Annotated in this window: 13 protein-coding genes; 6 read left to right on the forward strand and 7 right to left on the reverse strand. The window is 47.8% G+C overall.

The genetic code is table 11. The features are described 5' to 3' along the window. The first annotated feature begins 11 nt into the window (after window positions 1–11). From ACYVI9_RS02945 to ACYVI9_RS02970, 6 genes are all read left to right on the forward strand, one after another. Window positions 12–1820 carry a RagB/SusD family nutrient uptake outer membrane protein gene (locus ACYVI9_RS02945; RefSeq protein WP_460760447.1) on the forward strand — a complete coding sequence of 603 codons (1809 nt, stop codon included), beginning with the start codon at window positions 12–14 and terminating at the stop codon, window positions 1818–1820. Window positions 1821–1846: 26 nt separating this feature from the next. Then, window positions 1847–3274, forward strand: coding sequence for a DUF4623 domain-containing protein (locus tag ACYVI9_RS02950; protein ID WP_460760450.1), 1428 nt, complete (start codon window positions 1847–1849; stop codon window positions 3272–3274). A gap of 30 nt (window positions 3275–3304) precedes the next feature. After that, on the forward strand, window positions 3305–4723 hold the full coding sequence (locus ACYVI9_RS02955) for a glycoside hydrolase family 10 protein (protein WP_460760453.1): 1419 nt from the start codon (window positions 3305–3307) through the stop codon (window positions 4721–4723). 119 nt (window positions 4724–4842) lie between these two features. Continuing rightward, window positions 4843–5592 carry a DeoR/GlpR family DNA-binding transcription regulator gene (locus tag ACYVI9_RS02960; RefSeq protein WP_460760455.1) on the forward strand — a complete coding sequence of 250 codons (750 nt, stop codon included), beginning with the start codon at window positions 4843–4845 and terminating at the stop codon, window positions 5590–5592. A 498-nt stretch (window positions 5593–6090) separates the two neighbouring features. After that, window positions 6091–9249, forward strand: a complete 3159-nt coding sequence (locus ACYVI9_RS02965; protein WP_460760458.1) for a SusC/RagA family TonB-linked outer membrane protein — start codon at window positions 6091–6093, stop codon at window positions 9247–9249. A 20-nt stretch (window positions 9250–9269) separates the two neighbouring features. Continuing rightward, the gene (locus ACYVI9_RS02970; RefSeq protein WP_460760461.1) at window positions 9270–11267 is read left to right on the forward strand and encodes a SusD/RagB family nutrient-binding outer membrane lipoprotein; all 1998 of its coding nucleotides are present in this window, start codon (window positions 9270–9272) and stop codon (window positions 11265–11267) included. A 290-nt stretch (window positions 11268–11557) separates the two neighbouring features. Here the strand turns inward: ACYVI9_RS02970 and ACYVI9_RS02975 are convergent, their stop codons facing one another. The 7 genes from ACYVI9_RS02975 to ACYVI9_RS03005 form a co-directional block, all read right to left on the reverse strand. Then, window positions 11558–12046, reverse strand: a complete 489-nt coding sequence (locus ACYVI9_RS02975; RefSeq protein WP_460760464.1) for a ribonuclease H-like YkuK family protein — start codon at window positions 12044–12046, stop codon at window positions 11558–11560. Window positions 12047–12315: 269 nt separating this feature from the next. Beyond that, window positions 12316–13425 (reverse strand): PA0069 family radical SAM protein, encoded by a 1110-nt coding sequence (locus ACYVI9_RS02980; protein WP_460760466.1) that lies wholly within the window; start codon window positions 13423–13425, stop codon window positions 12316–12318. Between the two features lie 32 nt (window positions 13426–13457). Beyond that, on the reverse strand, window positions 13458–14075 hold the full coding sequence (locus ACYVI9_RS02985) for a 2'-5' RNA ligase family protein (protein ID WP_460760469.1): 618 nt from the start codon (window positions 14073–14075) through the stop codon (window positions 13458–13460). 176 nt (window positions 14076–14251) lie between these two features. Beyond that, the gene (apaG, locus tag ACYVI9_RS02990; protein ID WP_460760471.1) at window positions 14252–14638 is read right to left on the reverse strand and encodes a Co2+/Mg2+ efflux protein ApaG; all 387 of its coding nucleotides are present in this window, start codon (window positions 14636–14638) and stop codon (window positions 14252–14254) included. A 107-nt stretch (window positions 14639–14745) separates the two neighbouring features. After that, on the reverse strand, window positions 14746–15087 hold the full coding sequence (locus ACYVI9_RS02995; protein WP_460760474.1) for a translation initiation factor: 342 nt from the start codon (window positions 15085–15087) through the stop codon (window positions 14746–14748). Between the two features lie 18 nt (window positions 15088–15105). Further along, window positions 15106–15966, reverse strand: a complete 861-nt coding sequence (gene nadC, locus ACYVI9_RS03000; RefSeq protein ID WP_460760476.1) for a carboxylating nicotinate-nucleotide diphosphorylase — start codon at window positions 15964–15966, stop codon at window positions 15106–15108. A 238-nt stretch (window positions 15967–16204) separates the two neighbouring features. Beyond that, window positions 16205–16594, reverse strand: a complete 390-nt coding sequence (locus ACYVI9_RS03005) for a DUF4783 domain-containing protein (RefSeq protein ID WP_460760479.1) — start codon at window positions 16592–16594, stop codon at window positions 16205–16207. Window positions 16595–16601: the final 7 nt, after the last annotated feature.

Here is a 16601-nt window from a genome sequence, read left to right on the forward strand (position 1 = left end):
CGGTAATGAATATGAAATACATTAATAAATATGCAATCTGGATGGTTTTGTTGATTACTGTTAGCACAGGCTGTAAAAAGTTCCTGGAACGGCCTCCACTTTCAGAAGTAACCGATGAGACCGCCTGGACATCAGAAGACAATGTGCGGCTCTATGCCAATAGCTTTTATACCGGTTTTTTTCCGGGATATGGCCAGGGTTTCAATACCGCCGGGGCAGCCTATATGGGCTACCAGTTCAGCGATGATATTTTTGTGATGGGCAATCAGGGAAATTTCACCCGCGCCGTGCCTGCCAGTGCGATCTGGAGCTATTCGAATGTCCGGGCCATCAATATTTTACTGGATCGTATCGAAACCCGGATGAGCGGAATATTGGAAGAAGAGGCCAGCAATCACTGGCTGGGTGTTGGTCGGCTGTTCCGGGCGATGGAGTATAGCGAACTGGCGACCCGTTATGGCGATGTACCCTATATCAATTTTGTGCCTGATGCCGAAGACCTGGAAACCTTATATATGCCACGTACACCGCGTAATGATGTGATGGACGCGGTTTATGAGGATCTGGTTTTTGCGCTGGCAAATATCCGCAACGATGACGGTGCTCAGTATATCAATCGCTATATCGCAGCAGGCTTAACTTCCCGGTTGGCGCTGTATGAGGGTACCTGGCAGAAATATTATTATCATAATAACGAGCGTGCAAAAAAGTTTCTGGACCTGGCGGTTGAAGCCGGTAATATCGTAATGAGCAGTGGGAAATACGATATCGTTTCTGACTACCGTACGCTATTTGGTTCAGAAAATTTAGCCGGTAATAAGGATGTTTTACTGTACCGGGCTTATGATGAAGCCGTGGGCATCCGGCATTCCGTCGCATCCTATAATAATCTCTCTGAATCACTGGCTTTCGGGCCAAGCACCGCACTGATCAAATCCTTTATCTGTGCAGATGGTCAGGCCTGGCAGAATTCTTCGGAAGCGGATGCCGATGATTTTACACTGTCTAAAATGATTACCACCCGTGACTCCCGGTTGGAAGCTACTTTTTATGATGAGCCTACTTCCAAAAACCGGGCTGCTTACTGGTATACGATCAAGTTTATACCGCGATCAGCCATTGCAGAAGTCGAAGCGACCGGTACCGCACCCATTCCTTATACGAGTCAGAATAATATCAATGACTATCCGGTCCTCCGTTATGCGGAAGTATTGCTGAACTGGATAGAAGCCAAAGCGGAACTGGCCACTGTTGGCGGGTCTGCTGTCACCCAGGATGATCTGGACCGATCAGTCAATAAGATCCGGGACCGGCCACTTGCCAAAGAAGCTTCCGATAAGGGGGTGAAGAAAACAGCGCACCTGATGCTGGCCGGTCTGCCAGTGGATCCATCCCGCGATGCGACGGTGCCGGCGCTGATCTGGGAGATCCGCCGCGAGCGCCGGATGGAGATGAGTTTCGAGCATTCCCGGTTTGAAGACCTGAAACGCTGGAGCAAACTGGCCTATATGGATACAGACACAGACGGAGACCTGCTGTCGGGCGGCTGGGTGAACTTTACATCGGAACTGCCTGCCAGTGAACTGAAATCGGGAATTTCTGTGGTGGACCTGGATGGTAATGTCATCGTTTATGACGGCAACAATGGTGCAGCACTTAAAGGGTTTTTCCGGCTCACCAATACCAATGGCCGCCTGCCTTATCTTAATCAAACAAATGTCAACCCCTATCTGTCGCCGATAGGAAAAGTACAGATGGATGATTATGCCAGTCATGGATATGTGCTGGAACAAACCGAGGGCTGGCCTCAAAATAATTAAATCGGTAACTGCAAATTTTATAGCTCATGAAAAGATTAGGAAACATACTCAAATCCGGGTTGGTATTTTTAGCAGCCATGCTGCTTTTGCTGCCGGCCTGTCAGAAAGATTATCCCGGGAATGTGGAATCTTCCGATCTGGTCGTTCTGGAATCCATAAAGATTACCAACGCCGGCGCTGGTGGCAATACGGTAGTGGAAGGTACGATTGACGAGAACAAGAAAACCATATCCTTTCCGCGCCTTGATACGCTGACGGATTTTGGCAATCTGATGTTTGAGGCGGTCATGTCTAATGGCGCCAAACTGGATCAGGAATCCTATGCCATCTCCTTTGATCCCGGCCAATCCTCTAAAGGGATGATCATTAAAGTAGTGAACAATCAAAGATTTCGGGAATATCTGGCAACCATCCGGCTGAATATTCCGGTTTTTGGTGCTGATTTTACCCAGCCTGAAATATTTGATTACACGAACAACGATCTGGGCAGCCCGGTGTATCCCAGTTTCGTGTCTTTACAGACAAGAGGCTCCGGATTCGACGGGGAACATGTACTGATCGTTACCCGCGCCGGTGACGGGTCGCATTTGTTGAAAGCGGACGATCTTCGTCAGAACAAAATCGAACCGATTCCACTGAACCTGACCGGTGTATCCGGCGGTACTTTCCCGGTTAACGTGGGCGCACAGATTAACGGGCATAGTTATATTGCCAACCTTTCAGGCGGTCAGGTTTCACCTTTCAGAATCTATCATTGGACGGATCCGGCTGCAGCACCGGAACTGATTGCTGATTTAAACATTGCGACGATACCGGGTGCCGGCAACCGGCATGGCGATAATATGTCATTGAGTCTGGATGAAAACGGTAATGGTTATATGTATTTTGGAGACAATGCCGTCACTTCTATCCTGAGATTAAAAGTTGCCAATTTTACCACGGTCACCAATCCGACCATTTTGCCGAGTATAGCCGGAGCCACTTTTGTAATGTCCTTTAACCGGGTGGGCAATACCGACGACTATCTGTTTACCGGATACGAGGCACCCATCCGCGTGGCGAATGAATCGGCCGGTATCAGTTATACCCTGGGCAGTACGACGGTGCCGATCCGGGGTTCGGATGCCAGGATTGTTCAGTTTAACGGTGAACGCTACCTGATCATGACTACGGCAGCCCGAAGTGGCTCTGATGCCGTTGTATTATATATATATGATATCACGAAGGGCAGTAATACCACCGAAGCATTAAAGCTCTTTGATGAACAAAGTAGCCACAATGCCATATTCGAATATCCTTTGCTGGGACCTGCCAACAGTGCGCCTTCAACACAAACAGGCTGGGCCGTTACCAAAGATGGTGAAGGTCAAGATGAAAGGCTGACGATTTATACGGCTTCTGCGGATGCCGGATTTGTATTGATTGATTTTCCTAAAAAGAAACTGGAAGATTAATTAGGTTTCTGATTTTTAATCTGAGTAACCATGAAAAGAAGTACATATTACCTGCTGGCCCTGCTTTTTGTGTTGCTACTGCAGGCCTGTAGTAAGAGCGGTTCAGGGCCGGATCCCGTCGATCCGGATCCTGATCCGGATCCGCCACCCACCGGTGCCATGAAATTGCCCAAAAATCAATTGCGGGCAGCCTGGATGGCAACTGTTTTCGAGTTGGACTGGCCACGCGGTGACCATAATGCGGCCACCCAGAAACAGCAATATATCGACTATCTCGAGCTGTTTCAGTCAATGAACATGAATGCGGTATTTGTACAGGTCAAAGCCAAGGGAGACGCCTTTTATAATTCTGCGTATGAGCCCTGGAGTGCATCCATTACCGGCACCCGGGGCCAGGATCCCGGTTATGATGTACTGCAGTTTATGATCGATGAAGCCCATGCCCGTGACATCGAATTTCATGCCTGGCTGAATCCTTACCGGATCGGGACCAGAGCTAATAGCGGTGTGCCTTATCCGGCACTCCATCCTTCGGTGGATCCTTCCTGGGTCGTCAGTCATGAGAAGCTACAGATTTATAATCCGGCGGTGCCGGAAGTACGTCAGCGACTGGCCGATATCGTAAAGGATATCATTACCAAGTATGAGGTGGACGGGATTCATTTTGATGATTATTTTTATCCGTATCCGAGCCAGGCCGGTCAGATGGTTTCCGATCAGGCGGACTATCAGACTTACGGTGCGGGCTACAGTACGATTGAGGATTTTAGAAGGGGAAATGTTGATAAGGCGATCGAATTGGTCCACGATGTAATCGTCGCCAATAAGCCGGAAGTCGTATTTTCAATTTCGCCCGGCTCAGATTTTACGACCAATAAGAATACCCTGTATGCTGATGTCGTGAAATGGGCCAGTGAAGGCTGGATGGATATCGTGATTCCGCAATTATACCATGACAATACTTTTGCCAGTAAACTGGCCGAGTGGGACCGGTTTAACAATAAACCACCGCTAATGGTCGGGCATTCACTGGATCTGTCTAGTGTAGCCCAGATCGGCAGCCAGCTGCAACAGACGGCTTTGAAGAAAGCGGTCATGGGTAACCTGCTTTACAGTGCGCATTTCCTGTATACCAAAGCCGGGATGGCAGATATAGTGAAGGACCGCTTTGCAGATCCTGCCGTTATACCATTTCTGGGTCGGGCCATTGCACCTGATCCCACGACTGCCACCAACCTGCGACTGGAAGGCGGTATCCTTAAATGGAGCCGTGGCGCCAACCTCAGATCCGTCGTATATTTTACCTCCGATTTAAAGAATACTGCCAAAGTGCTGACAATTACTACGGAACAGCAGCTGTCGGTATCAGCAGCGGGATATTATGCCGTCGTAACTTTGAATGCGGATAACAAACAAAGTGCAGCTACGAATCCGGTTCAGAAAAAATAAGGATAATGACTTATAAGTGCAGTTCCTGAACAGGTCTGCGCCAAAGGCCTCCTGAATTATTTCAGGAGGCTTTTTACTGATTTCGGGCGATTACATATCTTTAACTCAAATAATTTACCTTGTTAAAGAAAGAAAGGCAGGCATATATCCTGCACCAACTGAACCTGCATAACAAAATATTATCTGCCGATCTGAGCTCAGAAATTGGCGTTTCCGAAGATACCATTCGAAGGGATTTGCTGGAACTGGCCGGTGCCGGTCAGCTGATCAAAGTGCATGGCGGTGCCCTGTCCAATGTGTTCAGTCAGGTAAAATTTGAATCGGGGAGTGTTTACTCGCAGATCAATAAAAGAAATATCGTCAACAAGGCCCTGAAGCTGATTGAGAATGGCATGTTCATCCTGACTACCGGCGGGACCACCATATTGGAATTGTTCCGCAGTCTGCCGAACCAGTTACAGGTTACCGTTGTTACCGGAAGTATTCCTGTTGTTAATGAGTGTCTTTCCCATCCCAATGTGGATGTAATGGTTATTGGCGACCGGCTTTCCAAGGATTCGAAACTGACAGTTGGTGCCGAAGCCATTGCCCGAATCCATCAGGTCAATGCAGATCTCTGTTTTTTGGGAACCAATGCGATTGACGTAGCCCATGGACTGACCGATAATGACTGGGAAGTGGTACAGGTAAAAAAAGCAATGATCCAGGCGGCGGATAAAGTCATTTCGATGACCATTTCGGAGAAACTGGAAACCTACCAGCCGATTACTGTATGTGGAATTGAACAAATCGATTACCTGATTACCGAACTGGAACCTGAAGATTCCCAGTTGCGACCCTTTCAGTCGAAGGGGGTCCGGATTCTCTAAACTGCGGGCAAAGTACCCCTGTTTTCGCAACGTAATATTTTTCCGGTTTTTGCGTTTTTGTGCATGAAATTGCATTACCTTTAATGAGTAATTAACAAATTCTCTCAAGCATTGCTTAGATATCTGCTTTCGGAAAATGGGTGTCATTTGTTCAACCCGACTAACAGCATATTGGCTGCTGGGCCAATGGCAGCTAAAGTTTTGTCCGGAAAATTTCCAGGGACAGCAAATGCCCCCTCAACGGAAGACCGGTTGTTCCATACCTGCGGAACGGCAGGAGAGCAGCAATCCTTTTCCACCATCCGATCGCTAATGCAAATTCCGGCAGTTCTCCGAGAATTCAATTCGGGTCGTTGTGTCCCCTAAACACGGAGGTTGTTTAACGGCCGGTTAGGGATTAATGGAGAGCCGGTTGGTATTTTGGAGTCATTGGCCGGGGCAAGGATGACCGGCATTTTTGGAGTCGATTGATTAGCTTACTTTTTTAAATTAATATTTATGCGGAAAACAATTCTAAAGTTTGCAGCGCTTTGGTTGCTCTGTTTTGTGAGTGTCGGAGTTGCCTTCGGCCAGACCAGGCAGGTAACCGGAACGGTTGTAGGAGAAGACGGAAGTCCGATTGCAGGAGTCACCGTGGCCGGCTCCGGCGATGCGACTGCTACGGATGAGTCAGGAAAATTCACCATTGAAGTCCAGACGGGGCAGGTACTGGAATTTACTTCCATCGGGTACCTGCCCCAGCAGTATACCATAGGGACCGATAATAATATCCGGATCATACTGGTACGGGGCACAGGTACCCTGGAATCAGAAGTGGTGGTAACAGCGATGGGTATCAAAAAGGAGCGTAAAGCACTGGGTTATGCCGTATCGGATCTAAGCTCCCAGGAGCTCATGAAGAATAAGAATACCAATATCGTCAATTCGCTGACCGGTAAAGTACCTGGGGTGAATATCACCCAGTTCAGCGGGGCGGCCGGTGCCGGTGCCTCCATTACAATCCGGGGTGGTAACTCTACTTCCGAAGGCAGGCAGAACCAGCCGCTTTTTGTCATCGACGGTATTATTTATGATAACTCCACTTCGGTTACGGGCAATACCGGCACTGATGGTATGTCACGCAGCAATACCACTTATTCCAACCGGATCATGGATATTAACCCCGAGGATGTAGAAACCCTTTCCGTATTGAAAGGGGCTGCTGCCGCAGCTTTGTACGGATCCAGGGCGGCTGACGGCGTCGTGATCATCACGACGAAAAAGGGAGCTGCCGGTCGCGTGACGGTGAGTGTAAACAGCAAGGTCAGTAATTCATGGGCGAATAAATTACCTGAAGTCCAGTCCCGCTTCGGGAATGGTGTTTATTCCAGTAACGGCGTATTTAACGATATCAGTTACAGTAGCTGGGGGCAGGAAATTTCCGGCGAAACTTATGACAATATCGGCCGCTTCTTCCGTAACGGAACTGTTTTGGATAATAATGTCAATGTTTCCGGGGGAACCAAAAACGGATCCTTTTATCTGTCCGGGTCCAATTTTGATCAAAAAGGGATCGTCCCGGGTACCGGCTATGATAAGACTACTTTTCGGTTTAACGGGGAACAGAAGTATGGCAGGCTGACTTTGAATGCCAACGTGGCCTATTCCATCGCCAACACTGACCGGACCCTGACCACAGCAGGTCTGTATTCAGGCGGCGGTAATGGAACTATGGGCGCCCTGTATACCTGGCCGACAACTTTTGACATCAAAAACTATATCAACGAAGACGGATCACAGCATCGGATTTACGCCAGTAATATCACCGATCTGGAAGACGATATTGACAATCCGTACTGGATCATCAATCAGGATAAACTGACTTCCAAAACAAAAAGGTTTACCGGAGGTATCAATGCCAATTTCAAAATAGCTGAATGGTGGGACCTGATCGGACGACTGGGATATGATCAGTACGGCACGGACGATTATACTTATATCGCACCAGGCTCTGCCGTAGCGCCTTTGTATCAGAACGGAAGACTGAGCAAGAGCATGTTGGATTACAGTTATATTTCCACTACGTTGATGAGTAATTTTCACAAGAAATTTGGGGATTTTGATACCCACCTGATGTTGGGAACGACTTCTGAAAGCACGGAATGGCTGACACAGAATCACTGGGGATACAGTTTTATAACGGCAGGTACCATCAGCTTTAATAATATCAGCACCGAGAATAAATTTTTCACGGATGCCACCACGAAAAAAAGACTGGTGGGTGCTTACGGGGAATTCGGTGCCTCTTATAAGAATATGGTGTATTTGACTTTGACCGGAAGAAATGACTGGTCATCCACTTTACCTATTGAAAACAGGTCCTATTTCTATCCTTCCATCAGCGGTTCCTTCGTATTTACGGAACTGATGCCTAAGAACGATATATTGTCTTTTGGTAAGGTTCGGGCAAGTTGGGCCGAAGTAGGTAAGGACGCCAATCCTTATGCAACCAATACTTATGTCTGGGCGCCCTATTCCATTGGTGATTATATTGCCGTTGGGAATCAGTGGGCAGCGGGTAATCCCATCCTAATTCCGGAGATACAGGATTCCTGGGAAGTGGGCGGTGAGTTTCATTTCCTGAAAGGCCGCTTAAACCTGGATTATACTTATTACCACAGCCAGACCAAGAACCAGATCGGTCAACCCCGTCTGGCGCAGTCGGGCGGATTTATTTTCAGTACCCTGAACTCCGGTACCGTAATTAATAAGGGTATGGAAATCGCACTGACCGGTAAGCCGGTAGTAGGCCGGAACTTTACCTGGGAATCTATGTTGAACTATTCTCATAATGAAGGCACCCTGGGTGCTTTTATCCCTGGTATCGCCTATTTCTATCCGACCGATGCACAGTTTGGTACCGTTCGGGCCGCATCTATTCCCAATGGAGGTGCTTTCCTGGCACTGATTGGTCGTAAAGCGATGCGGGAAACCGACGCTGACGGCAATGAAATTGCCAACGGTCGCTATAAAGTGGATCCCAATACCGGATTATACCTGCTGTCATCTTCTGCGAATGATCAGGTGGTGGGCAACCGGGAACCGGATTTTCTGTTGGGTTTCAACAATACCCTGCGGTATAAAAATCTGTCCATGTCGATTCTGTTTGATTTCCGGAAAGGCGGTGATGTATATAATGGTACGGAGTACGCCCTGCTGGTCAACGGACTGAGTCCTCAAACCCTGCTCAATGATCGCCAATCGGTGACGGTCAGCGGGGTGAACAGCCAGACCGGCGAGGACTTTACCCAGACTTATAATGCCAATGATAATTATACGATTGGCAGTACCACCTATTCCGGACAATATATGATCCAGCAATACTGGGCCAATTACGCAGCTAATTCCTACAACCTGATTACATCGGTCAACTGGCTCAAACTCCGGTCACTTTCCCTGACTTATGATTTTACAGATATGTTGAAATCCAGTAAAATCATCAAGGGTATTTCAGCGACGGCTGTAGGTACCAATCTACTGACACTGACGAACTACAAAGGAATGGATCCTGAAGTAAGCGCCGCGGGAGGTACAGGAGGATCCGGATCCACAGGTATTGATTATTTAGGCGTGCCTGCTGTTTCCAGTTTCACTTTTGGTATAAACCTCACATTTTAATTATTGAAAAAGCTTAGATTATGAATAGTTTAAAATATACTCTGTTGGGCTTCCTGATGGTATTGGCGCTGGGTTCCTGTAAGAAGTGGCTGGATGTGAATACGGATCCGGATAACCCCAACAATCAGACGGTTTTAATAGAAAACAGACTGCCCTGGATCGAACATTTTTACCAGTATTCCGCCGGTGTCGCCAATTACCGGACTGCCTGTATGGTAGGCGTCTATTATGCCAGATCAGCAACCCAGAATACTTTTAGTACCACCTGGGCCTGCTCTAATGCCAATTCCACGACACCTTACCAGACCTGGTTTGTAGCGGTATCTTCCAATGTGGTTGATCTGTATAAATCTGCAGAACAGAAAGGCGCGTACCATTATATGGGCGCTGCGAATGTATTCCATGCATTGGGCTTTATGCAGATGCTGGATATTTATGGGGAAATGCCCTATACGGAAGCTGCTACAGGAAATCCCAGTCCCAAACCAGATGATGGTAAAGCTATTTATTATGGATGTATGTCCAAGCTGGATGACGCCATCAGTCTGTTCAACATGCAGCAGCAGGCGGGTGCACCTGATCTGTCAGAAGGGGATATGATCAATAAAGGTGATTTGAGTAAATGGATCAAATTCTGCTATGGGTTGAAGGCCCGTTATATGCTTAAATTGTCAAAAAAATCTGATCTCTATAATCCGGATTCGATTTTGTATTGTTTGTCCAAAGGCCCGCAATCGGTAGCCGACAATGTGTTGGGGCCAGGTTTGAATAACAGCACCGTTACCGACTATCTGATCGGTGATCCTGTGGTTACCAATGGCAACTTTAACTATGCCGCCTATGGCAGCAACCAGCGGATTGCACACTACTATTATGACCTGCTGACGGATTTACGTGGATCGAATGTAACAGATCCCCGCATGAGCAAAATCGTACCCGCCTCCATGGCGAATGTGAAGTTAAATGGCAGCGGCAAAGTGAGTTCTTATACCTGGAACCGTTCCATTGGTGTGGATTCCTATGGTCCGGGTCCCAACCGGTTGACCAAGGGCGGTGCAACCTCGATTGCTACCGCATCGTATGCCGCTGAAAATACGGAGGTAACTTATAAGATCAGCGACGCAGGCGAACGGAGCGCATTTATTGCGGCATTGGTAGCGGGTGGCAAGACTTTTACCACCAGTGGTGAAGAGGTAAAAGTGGTGTATCCTGAAGGATCTATTTATGTCAACAGTACCAACTACCTCTATGCGGGCGATACCATTTATGTAAATCTACGCAGCAGTGCGTTGGCGACTTCCGGCATACCGGCGCAACCGGCCAATAATGTTAACTGGTACCCGTCTGAAGCTGCATTTAATGCAGGTGTGGTCGGTTCCACAGGCTCTTTCCAGATACGTCCGGTGTCGGATCAGGAGCTGGTGACTTACCATGAAATGTGCTTTATTAAGGCTGAAGTATATTTCAGAAAAGGGGAGACGGGTAACGCTTTTACTGCCTATAAAGACGGGATCAGAGCGCATATGGATATGATGCAGGTGAAATTGGGCGAATGGCAGGCGGGCGGGTTTGCCAGTTCCAATCCCGATATGGCACCCATGGATGCCGCAGCCATCAACACTTATATGTCAAGCAACGCGGTCTGCCAGAGCGCCGGAGCACTCACCCTGTCTGATATTATGTTGCAGAAGTATATTGCGATGGGTTGCAGTATTGAAAACTGGAATGATATGCGGCGCCTGAATTTCAGTGCCGGCGATATCGGAAGCTATGGCGTCATTTACCCGGATTATAAACGCGGACCATTGTTTTCCGGTGACGCCCAATTGACCGGATCCGGGCCTACTGATCCCCGCTACTGGATGCGTCGCTGGGCTTTACCGCCTACATATGAGATCAATTACAACTCTATCAATACCCTGGCACTGAATCCGCACGCCGGAGATGATAATATCTGGAGCATGCCGATCTGGTGGGATTGCAGTACCGATGACGAGTATTATAACTACTTGAAATAGGCCAAGGATTCATTACCGAATCAGGCACTGGAAATCCTGATCCCTGAATTTTCTTTTGAAAGTTTGGTGGGGTCAGGATTTTCTTTGTCGGTAAAAGGGGCTGCGTGCATAAACCTGTCCGAGTGGACATGCTTTGGTCAGGGACCTCAATGCAGGAAAAATATCACTGAATGAGAATTAAGAGCGGGGCAAAACGCTCCGACTACAACGGCGGAGCCTTAGCTAAGACTTGCTAAAGAGAGCTGGTGGCCTTGAAGTTGGAATCCTGCTGTCCTTAACGAATGGGAGGTTTACTGCACCACCTTATTGGCACAACTGGAACTGGCGAATGCATCCGGTTTGGCTTTAAAAGAGAATCCCATTCCTGTAATATAACCGATGGCATCCCGGAGCGCATCGTTGCTTTTGAATAAAGGACTGGTGTTGATATCCACATGAACTTCCATATCGATATTGTGGTTGGTAAATACACCGCTCAGGTGATAGGCCACATCGATACTCTTTGCCACTTCCTTCATCATCCGCTGTTTGATACTCATTTTTTCATTGGAGACTTCCTTGTTCAGATACATAAAGCCACCACAACCTTTGCGGATAAATACGATTGCGGTCGCGAATTCTGTGGCGGATCCTTTCACCTGGCTGTCCGTGCCAATGCAAACCCGTAACTGGTGCCCCTGGTCTTTTTCGCGTAAAATGACTTCTTTGACTTCGTCTTCAATAATCGTTTTCACAAACTCGCCTGTCAGTTTTCTCCATTGTTTCTGTTGATACTGCATAGGAATCGATTGATTAATTGGATGGTGAACTATTGCAAGGAACGAAAGAACTGTGAACCGGCTTTCTGGTGCTTCGGAATTAGGAGGGAAATTACAACAACCGGACTGATGGACCGCCATCAGTTTATCCACCACTATCGGAAATCTGTGGATAAAGGGAAAAACAGTAAGACTTATAGCTTTTCGGAGCAGTAAGCAAATTGCGCTGCAGCACGAAGCCCATTGGTCTTTGGCCAATGAACAGTTCACGGAAACAGGATGAATATTGCCTAAAACAACAGGCCCTGCTGCCCGGGTCGTTGAAAGATGGTACGATCCAATGGCACCCGTTCTCCGTCCAGCTGATACATTTTGCCATACTGGGCGTACTGCGCTGCCACCATTGCCGCGACAGGTCCTTCGCCGCGCATGCGCAGTCCCCAACGGCTGTCATTTACCTGCCCCTTATGACTTTGTTCAATAAGGTGCCAGACCCGGTTGGCACGGTCCGGAAAATTGGTATAAAGCCAGTCACGAAAAAGCAGCTTGATCGCTCCGTTCAGGCGGATAAAAGTATAAGCGCTGAAACGGGCACCTGCGTCAGCGGCTGCCTGCATGATCCGTGGTATTTCATGATCATTCAGTCCGGGGATCATGGGCCCCAGCATAACACCCATGGGTACGCCCGCGTTGCTGAGCTGTTCGATGACCCGCAATCGCTGTGTAGCGGTGGTAGTGCGGGGCTCCATCACACTTCTGAGCCCTTCATTAAAACTGGTTATGGAAACCATCGCGCGTACCAGTTTCCGGGAAGCCAGTTCCTGCAGGATATCCTGATCTTTCAGAATGGCTGCGTTTTTGGTCAGGATTCCTACTGGTTGATTGAAATCCCTGCAGACTTCCAGCAGGCGGCGGGTCAGGCGGTATTTTCGTTCGGCTGGCTGGTAACAATCGGTATTGCCACTTAACATGATCGGCATGACTTCCCATTTGGGATGCATCAGCTGTTTTCTCAGTAATAGGGGCGCATTTAATTTTACAATCACCTTGCGTTCAAAATCCAGCCCCGCACTATAACCCCAATATTCATGCGCATTCCGGGCATAGCAGTAAATACAGCCATGTTCACAACCGGCATAGGGATTCATGCTATACGCCATTCCCACATCAGGGCTGTCTACTTTATTGACAATGCTTCGGGCCTGTTGTTCGATATAAGTCGTTGCCGGATCAGGCTGTTCCCAGTCATCAATACATTCGGGATCATCCTGTCGCAGTTCGGTCTTGGTAAACCTGTTGGGCGTATTCATCTGGGCACCCCTTCCTTTGAGATAAGGTTTCTTTGACTGCGACTGGTTTATCGTGACGGGCAACGGGTCCTGGGGTAATTTTTTTTTCATACTGCGTGTTTTTTCCCGGAGTTATTCCGGATTTAAAAGAGTGCTGTCTGCCGGCATTCGGCGGCGCGCCCTTCAAATTCAAAATCCCTGAACTGGGATGAGCCTTTGCCATTAGCGCGCTTTTTAATCAGGCAAATTTTAGTGGCAATAAATCTTTCAGAGAACTCCTGATATTTCAAGTCGGGCCAGCACTGATCGAATTGCCAGGGCTTCAGTTTACGGGCAATCGTAAGCTGGGTCGCATCCGGAAAAAAAGCTTTGTGCTCCCTGTCTGGACTAAGCAGACCCTGTAAGCCGGTTTTCAGGTTGCTGCTCAGTTGTTGCATTACGGATCTTGGTCCCAGTTGAATATAAAGGCTGTGCGTCGGCATCACATCAAAACCATTGAGTGTTATCATCAGCGGATGCTGCTGTCGGGCAAATTGCACCAGCCGCTGTTGGATACGTGCTTCCAGGGTAGTATATTGATGAAAATGTAGCAGGGTGATCACAGCAGGAATACGAAAAGCTTCCCTGGCTTTATAGCGTGCTATAAAAGTTTGCTGTAAGTCGCGGATTAAATTCCCCAGATCTGCCCGAAGGGGCAGGGTAAGCTGGTATTCCGCAAGAATTGGCGGCGCTGTGGACAGCGTTAACGGATCATTGACCATTTAAAATGACTAATAAAATTAGTGCAATATACTAAATATATTAGTAATACGGTTGATTCGAATTTAATTTTCTGAGCGGAACAGCGATAGACGGGGAAACAGTTGGACAAATGGAACGAAGGCGACGGGCCTGCTAGCAGGAAATCGCCGTTAAGATGGGCCTAAAATGGATCGGATTAGTTGGCTTTTGCGGGAAGCATCATTACAAATTCCGGTATCTGAACTTCGAATTTTTTATGATCATCGAGGTTTTCCATTTCATAAAAACCACTCATTTTACCTATATCAGAATTCAGGTTACAGCCACTCATGTACTGATAACTTTCTGTCGGCTGCAGTGTCGGCTGGACGCCGACTACACCCTCACCTTCTACTTCCCGGTAAGTGCCATTGCTGTCGAAAATATGCCATTTACGACGCAGCAGTTTTACCGGGTGGCTATTATAGTTCTCCAGCGTGATACGGTAAGCAAACATGTACTCATTCTGTAAGGGATTACTATATTCAGGCTGGTAAAAAACCTCCACATTTACCATAATGCCTGAGGAAATCATGCTGCCCATAAACCATGTGTTTTAGTAAATATACATATTTTAATTGATCCTGGTTCCGATACCCCGCTTTTACCGGGCGGGGGAAGAAAGCGGGACAATCTAGGCGATTCAGGGCCTCAACCGCCACTTTTCCGGGTTTGAGCATAGCCTTTTTGCTGTAGCCAGGTAACCAGTTTTTCGCGGTGGTCCCCCTGGATAATAATTTCACCTTCTTTGGCTGAACCGCCGGTGCCACAGAGGGATTTTAACTGGCGGGCCAGCTGTTGCAGGTCTGTGTCAGTTCCTATAAATCCCTTTATAACCGAAGCCGTCTTGCCGCCGCGATGTTTGGTCTCCAGCTGTATCCGGAGTTTTTGCGCCGCAGCCGGCAGGGTGGTGGCAGTTGCGCTATCGTCTTCAAATTTAAAATCAGGATTGGTGCTGAATACAAATGGACTGTTCGATTTATTTTTGGACATAAATGGTATTGATTTGTATTATACAATAGCTTTCAGACTCAGGTCCAGGCTACGGGCCTGGTGGATCAATCCGCCAACACTTACGTAGTCCACACCGGTAGCGGCGTATTGTTCAATGGTATCCAGGTTGATACCACCGCTGGCTTCAGTTTCAAAAACACCGTCGATCATGGCCAATGCCTCAGTAATCTGTTCCGGTGTAAAATTATCAAGCATCACCCGAAGAATTTTTCCTTTGCCGGCTGCCAGTACTTTTTTGACATCATCCAGGTTACGGGTTTCGACTTCAATCGGAATATCCAGTGCTCTTTCACGGATATAATTATAGGCATTTTGGATGGCTTTTTCAATACCGCCGGCATAGTCAATATGGTTATCCTTTAGCATGATCATATCGTAAAGTCCAAAGCGATGATTGACGCCACCACCGATTCTAACGGCATCTTTCTCCAGTAACCGAAAATTGGGTGTGGTTTTCCGGGTGTCCAGCAGTCGGGTTTTATAAGGCCGCAGTTTGTCCACATAGCTGCGGGTGAGTGTGGCGATCCCGCTCATGCGCTGCATGCAGTTCAGTACCAGTCTTTCACATTGAAGAATGGTGTGTTCGCTGGCCGCAATTTCGAAAGCTTTTTCACCGGGGAACATGGGCGCGCCATCCTGTTTAAGTGGTTCAAAACTACAATCGGGTTCTTTGTATTCAAATATAAAACGGGCAATTTCCATTCCCGCCAGTACACCGGCTTCTTTAATATTCAGCACAGCCCGCCCCCTGGCACCGGCATCTATACTGGACAGGGTGCTGTGATCACCCGTCCCGATATCCTCCAGGAGCGCATTTTGAACCAATACCATTAATTTTTCCCTGAAATCCTGATCCATGATATGTTTTTGCAAAAATAACGGAAGCGGGGCTCCCGATAGTAATTAAGTAGCTCCCAGAACAACTGTTGCAGGACCGTGATGTTACGCTGTTGGATGGGGGCGCCGGGTAGGGCTGGAAGAACCGTAGTTTGCACAGGTCCGGCTCTGAAGCGAATTTTTCAGCCAATCGCTTCTTGGAGATTCGGATTTGGGGCACCTGTGCCAATAAAAAAACTAAGTGGCAGACCGCCAGGGATTATTCTATCAGTTGAAACCGCAGTTCCTTGATCACTTCTTTACTGCCTTCGTTTTTCATAAAAATATTTACCCGGTAGTTACCATTTCCGGTACTCAGGGTACCTATGGCATAATGACCGCTGGGTGAGCTGCCCTTATGCTTGAGTTCAAATCCTTTTACACTGTTCTTGCTGAAAAAATCCTTAATGATTTGCTGTGCCTGTGTTTTGCTGTAAGTGCTGCTTTTGCCCTGAACATTCAGCGTGAGGTTTTTACCGGCATTGGCTGCTACTTTTTCAGCACTGCCAGACTTCAGACCACCAACCACTCCGTCAATGCTTTGGGCATGTAAACCCGTCGTTACAAAAATGGCGGCTGCAATAAGTACGATGCTTGCTATCTTTTTCATGTCATTT

The organism is Niabella terrae (genome assembly GCF_054783135.1).

Bases quoted from the DNA above. Each gene is read 5' to 3' on its own strand.
- ACYVI9_RS02945 (WP_460760447.1), top strand. From the start codon at position 12: ATGAAATACATTAATAAATATGCAATCTGGATGGTTTTGTTGATTACT.
- ACYVI9_RS02950 (WP_460760450.1), top strand. From the start codon at position 1,847: ATGAAAAGATTAGGAAACATACTCAAATCCGGGTTGGTATTTTTAGCA.
- ACYVI9_RS02955 (WP_460760453.1), top strand. From the start codon at position 3,305: ATGAAAAGAAGTACATATTACCTGCTGGCCCTGCTTTTTGTGTTGCTA.
- ACYVI9_RS02965 (WP_460760458.1), top strand. From the start codon at position 6,091: ATGCGGAAAACAATTCTAAAGTTTGCAGCGCTTTGGTTGCTCTGTTTT.
- ACYVI9_RS02970 (WP_460760461.1), top strand. From the start codon at position 9,270: ATGAATAGTTTAAAATATACTCTGTTGGGCTTCCTGATGGTATTGGCG.
- ACYVI9_RS02975 (WP_460760464.1), bottom strand. From the start codon at position 12,046: ATGCAGTATCAACAGAAACAATGGAGAAAACTGACAGGCGAGTTTGTG.
- ACYVI9_RS02980 (WP_460760466.1), bottom strand. From the start codon at position 13,425: ATGAAAAAAAAATTACCCCAGGACCCGTTGCCCGTCACGATAAACCAG.
- ACYVI9_RS02985 (WP_460760469.1), bottom strand. From the start codon at position 14,075: ATGGTCAATGATCCGTTAACGCTGTCCACAGCGCCGCCAATTCTTGCG.
- apaG (WP_460760471.1), bottom strand. From the start codon at position 14,638: ATGGGCAGCATGATTTCCTCAGGCATTATGGTAAATGTGGAGGTTTTT.
- ACYVI9_RS02995 (WP_460760474.1), bottom strand. From the start codon at position 15,087: ATGTCCAAAAATAAATCGAACAGTCCATTTGTATTCAGCACCAATCCT.
- nadC (WP_460760476.1), bottom strand. From the start codon at position 15,966: ATGGATCAGGATTTCAGGGAAAAATTAATGGTATTGGTTCAAAATGCG.
- ACYVI9_RS03005 (WP_460760479.1), bottom strand. From the start codon at position 16,594: ATGAAAAAGATAGCAAGCATCGTACTTATTGCAGCCGCCATTTTTGTA.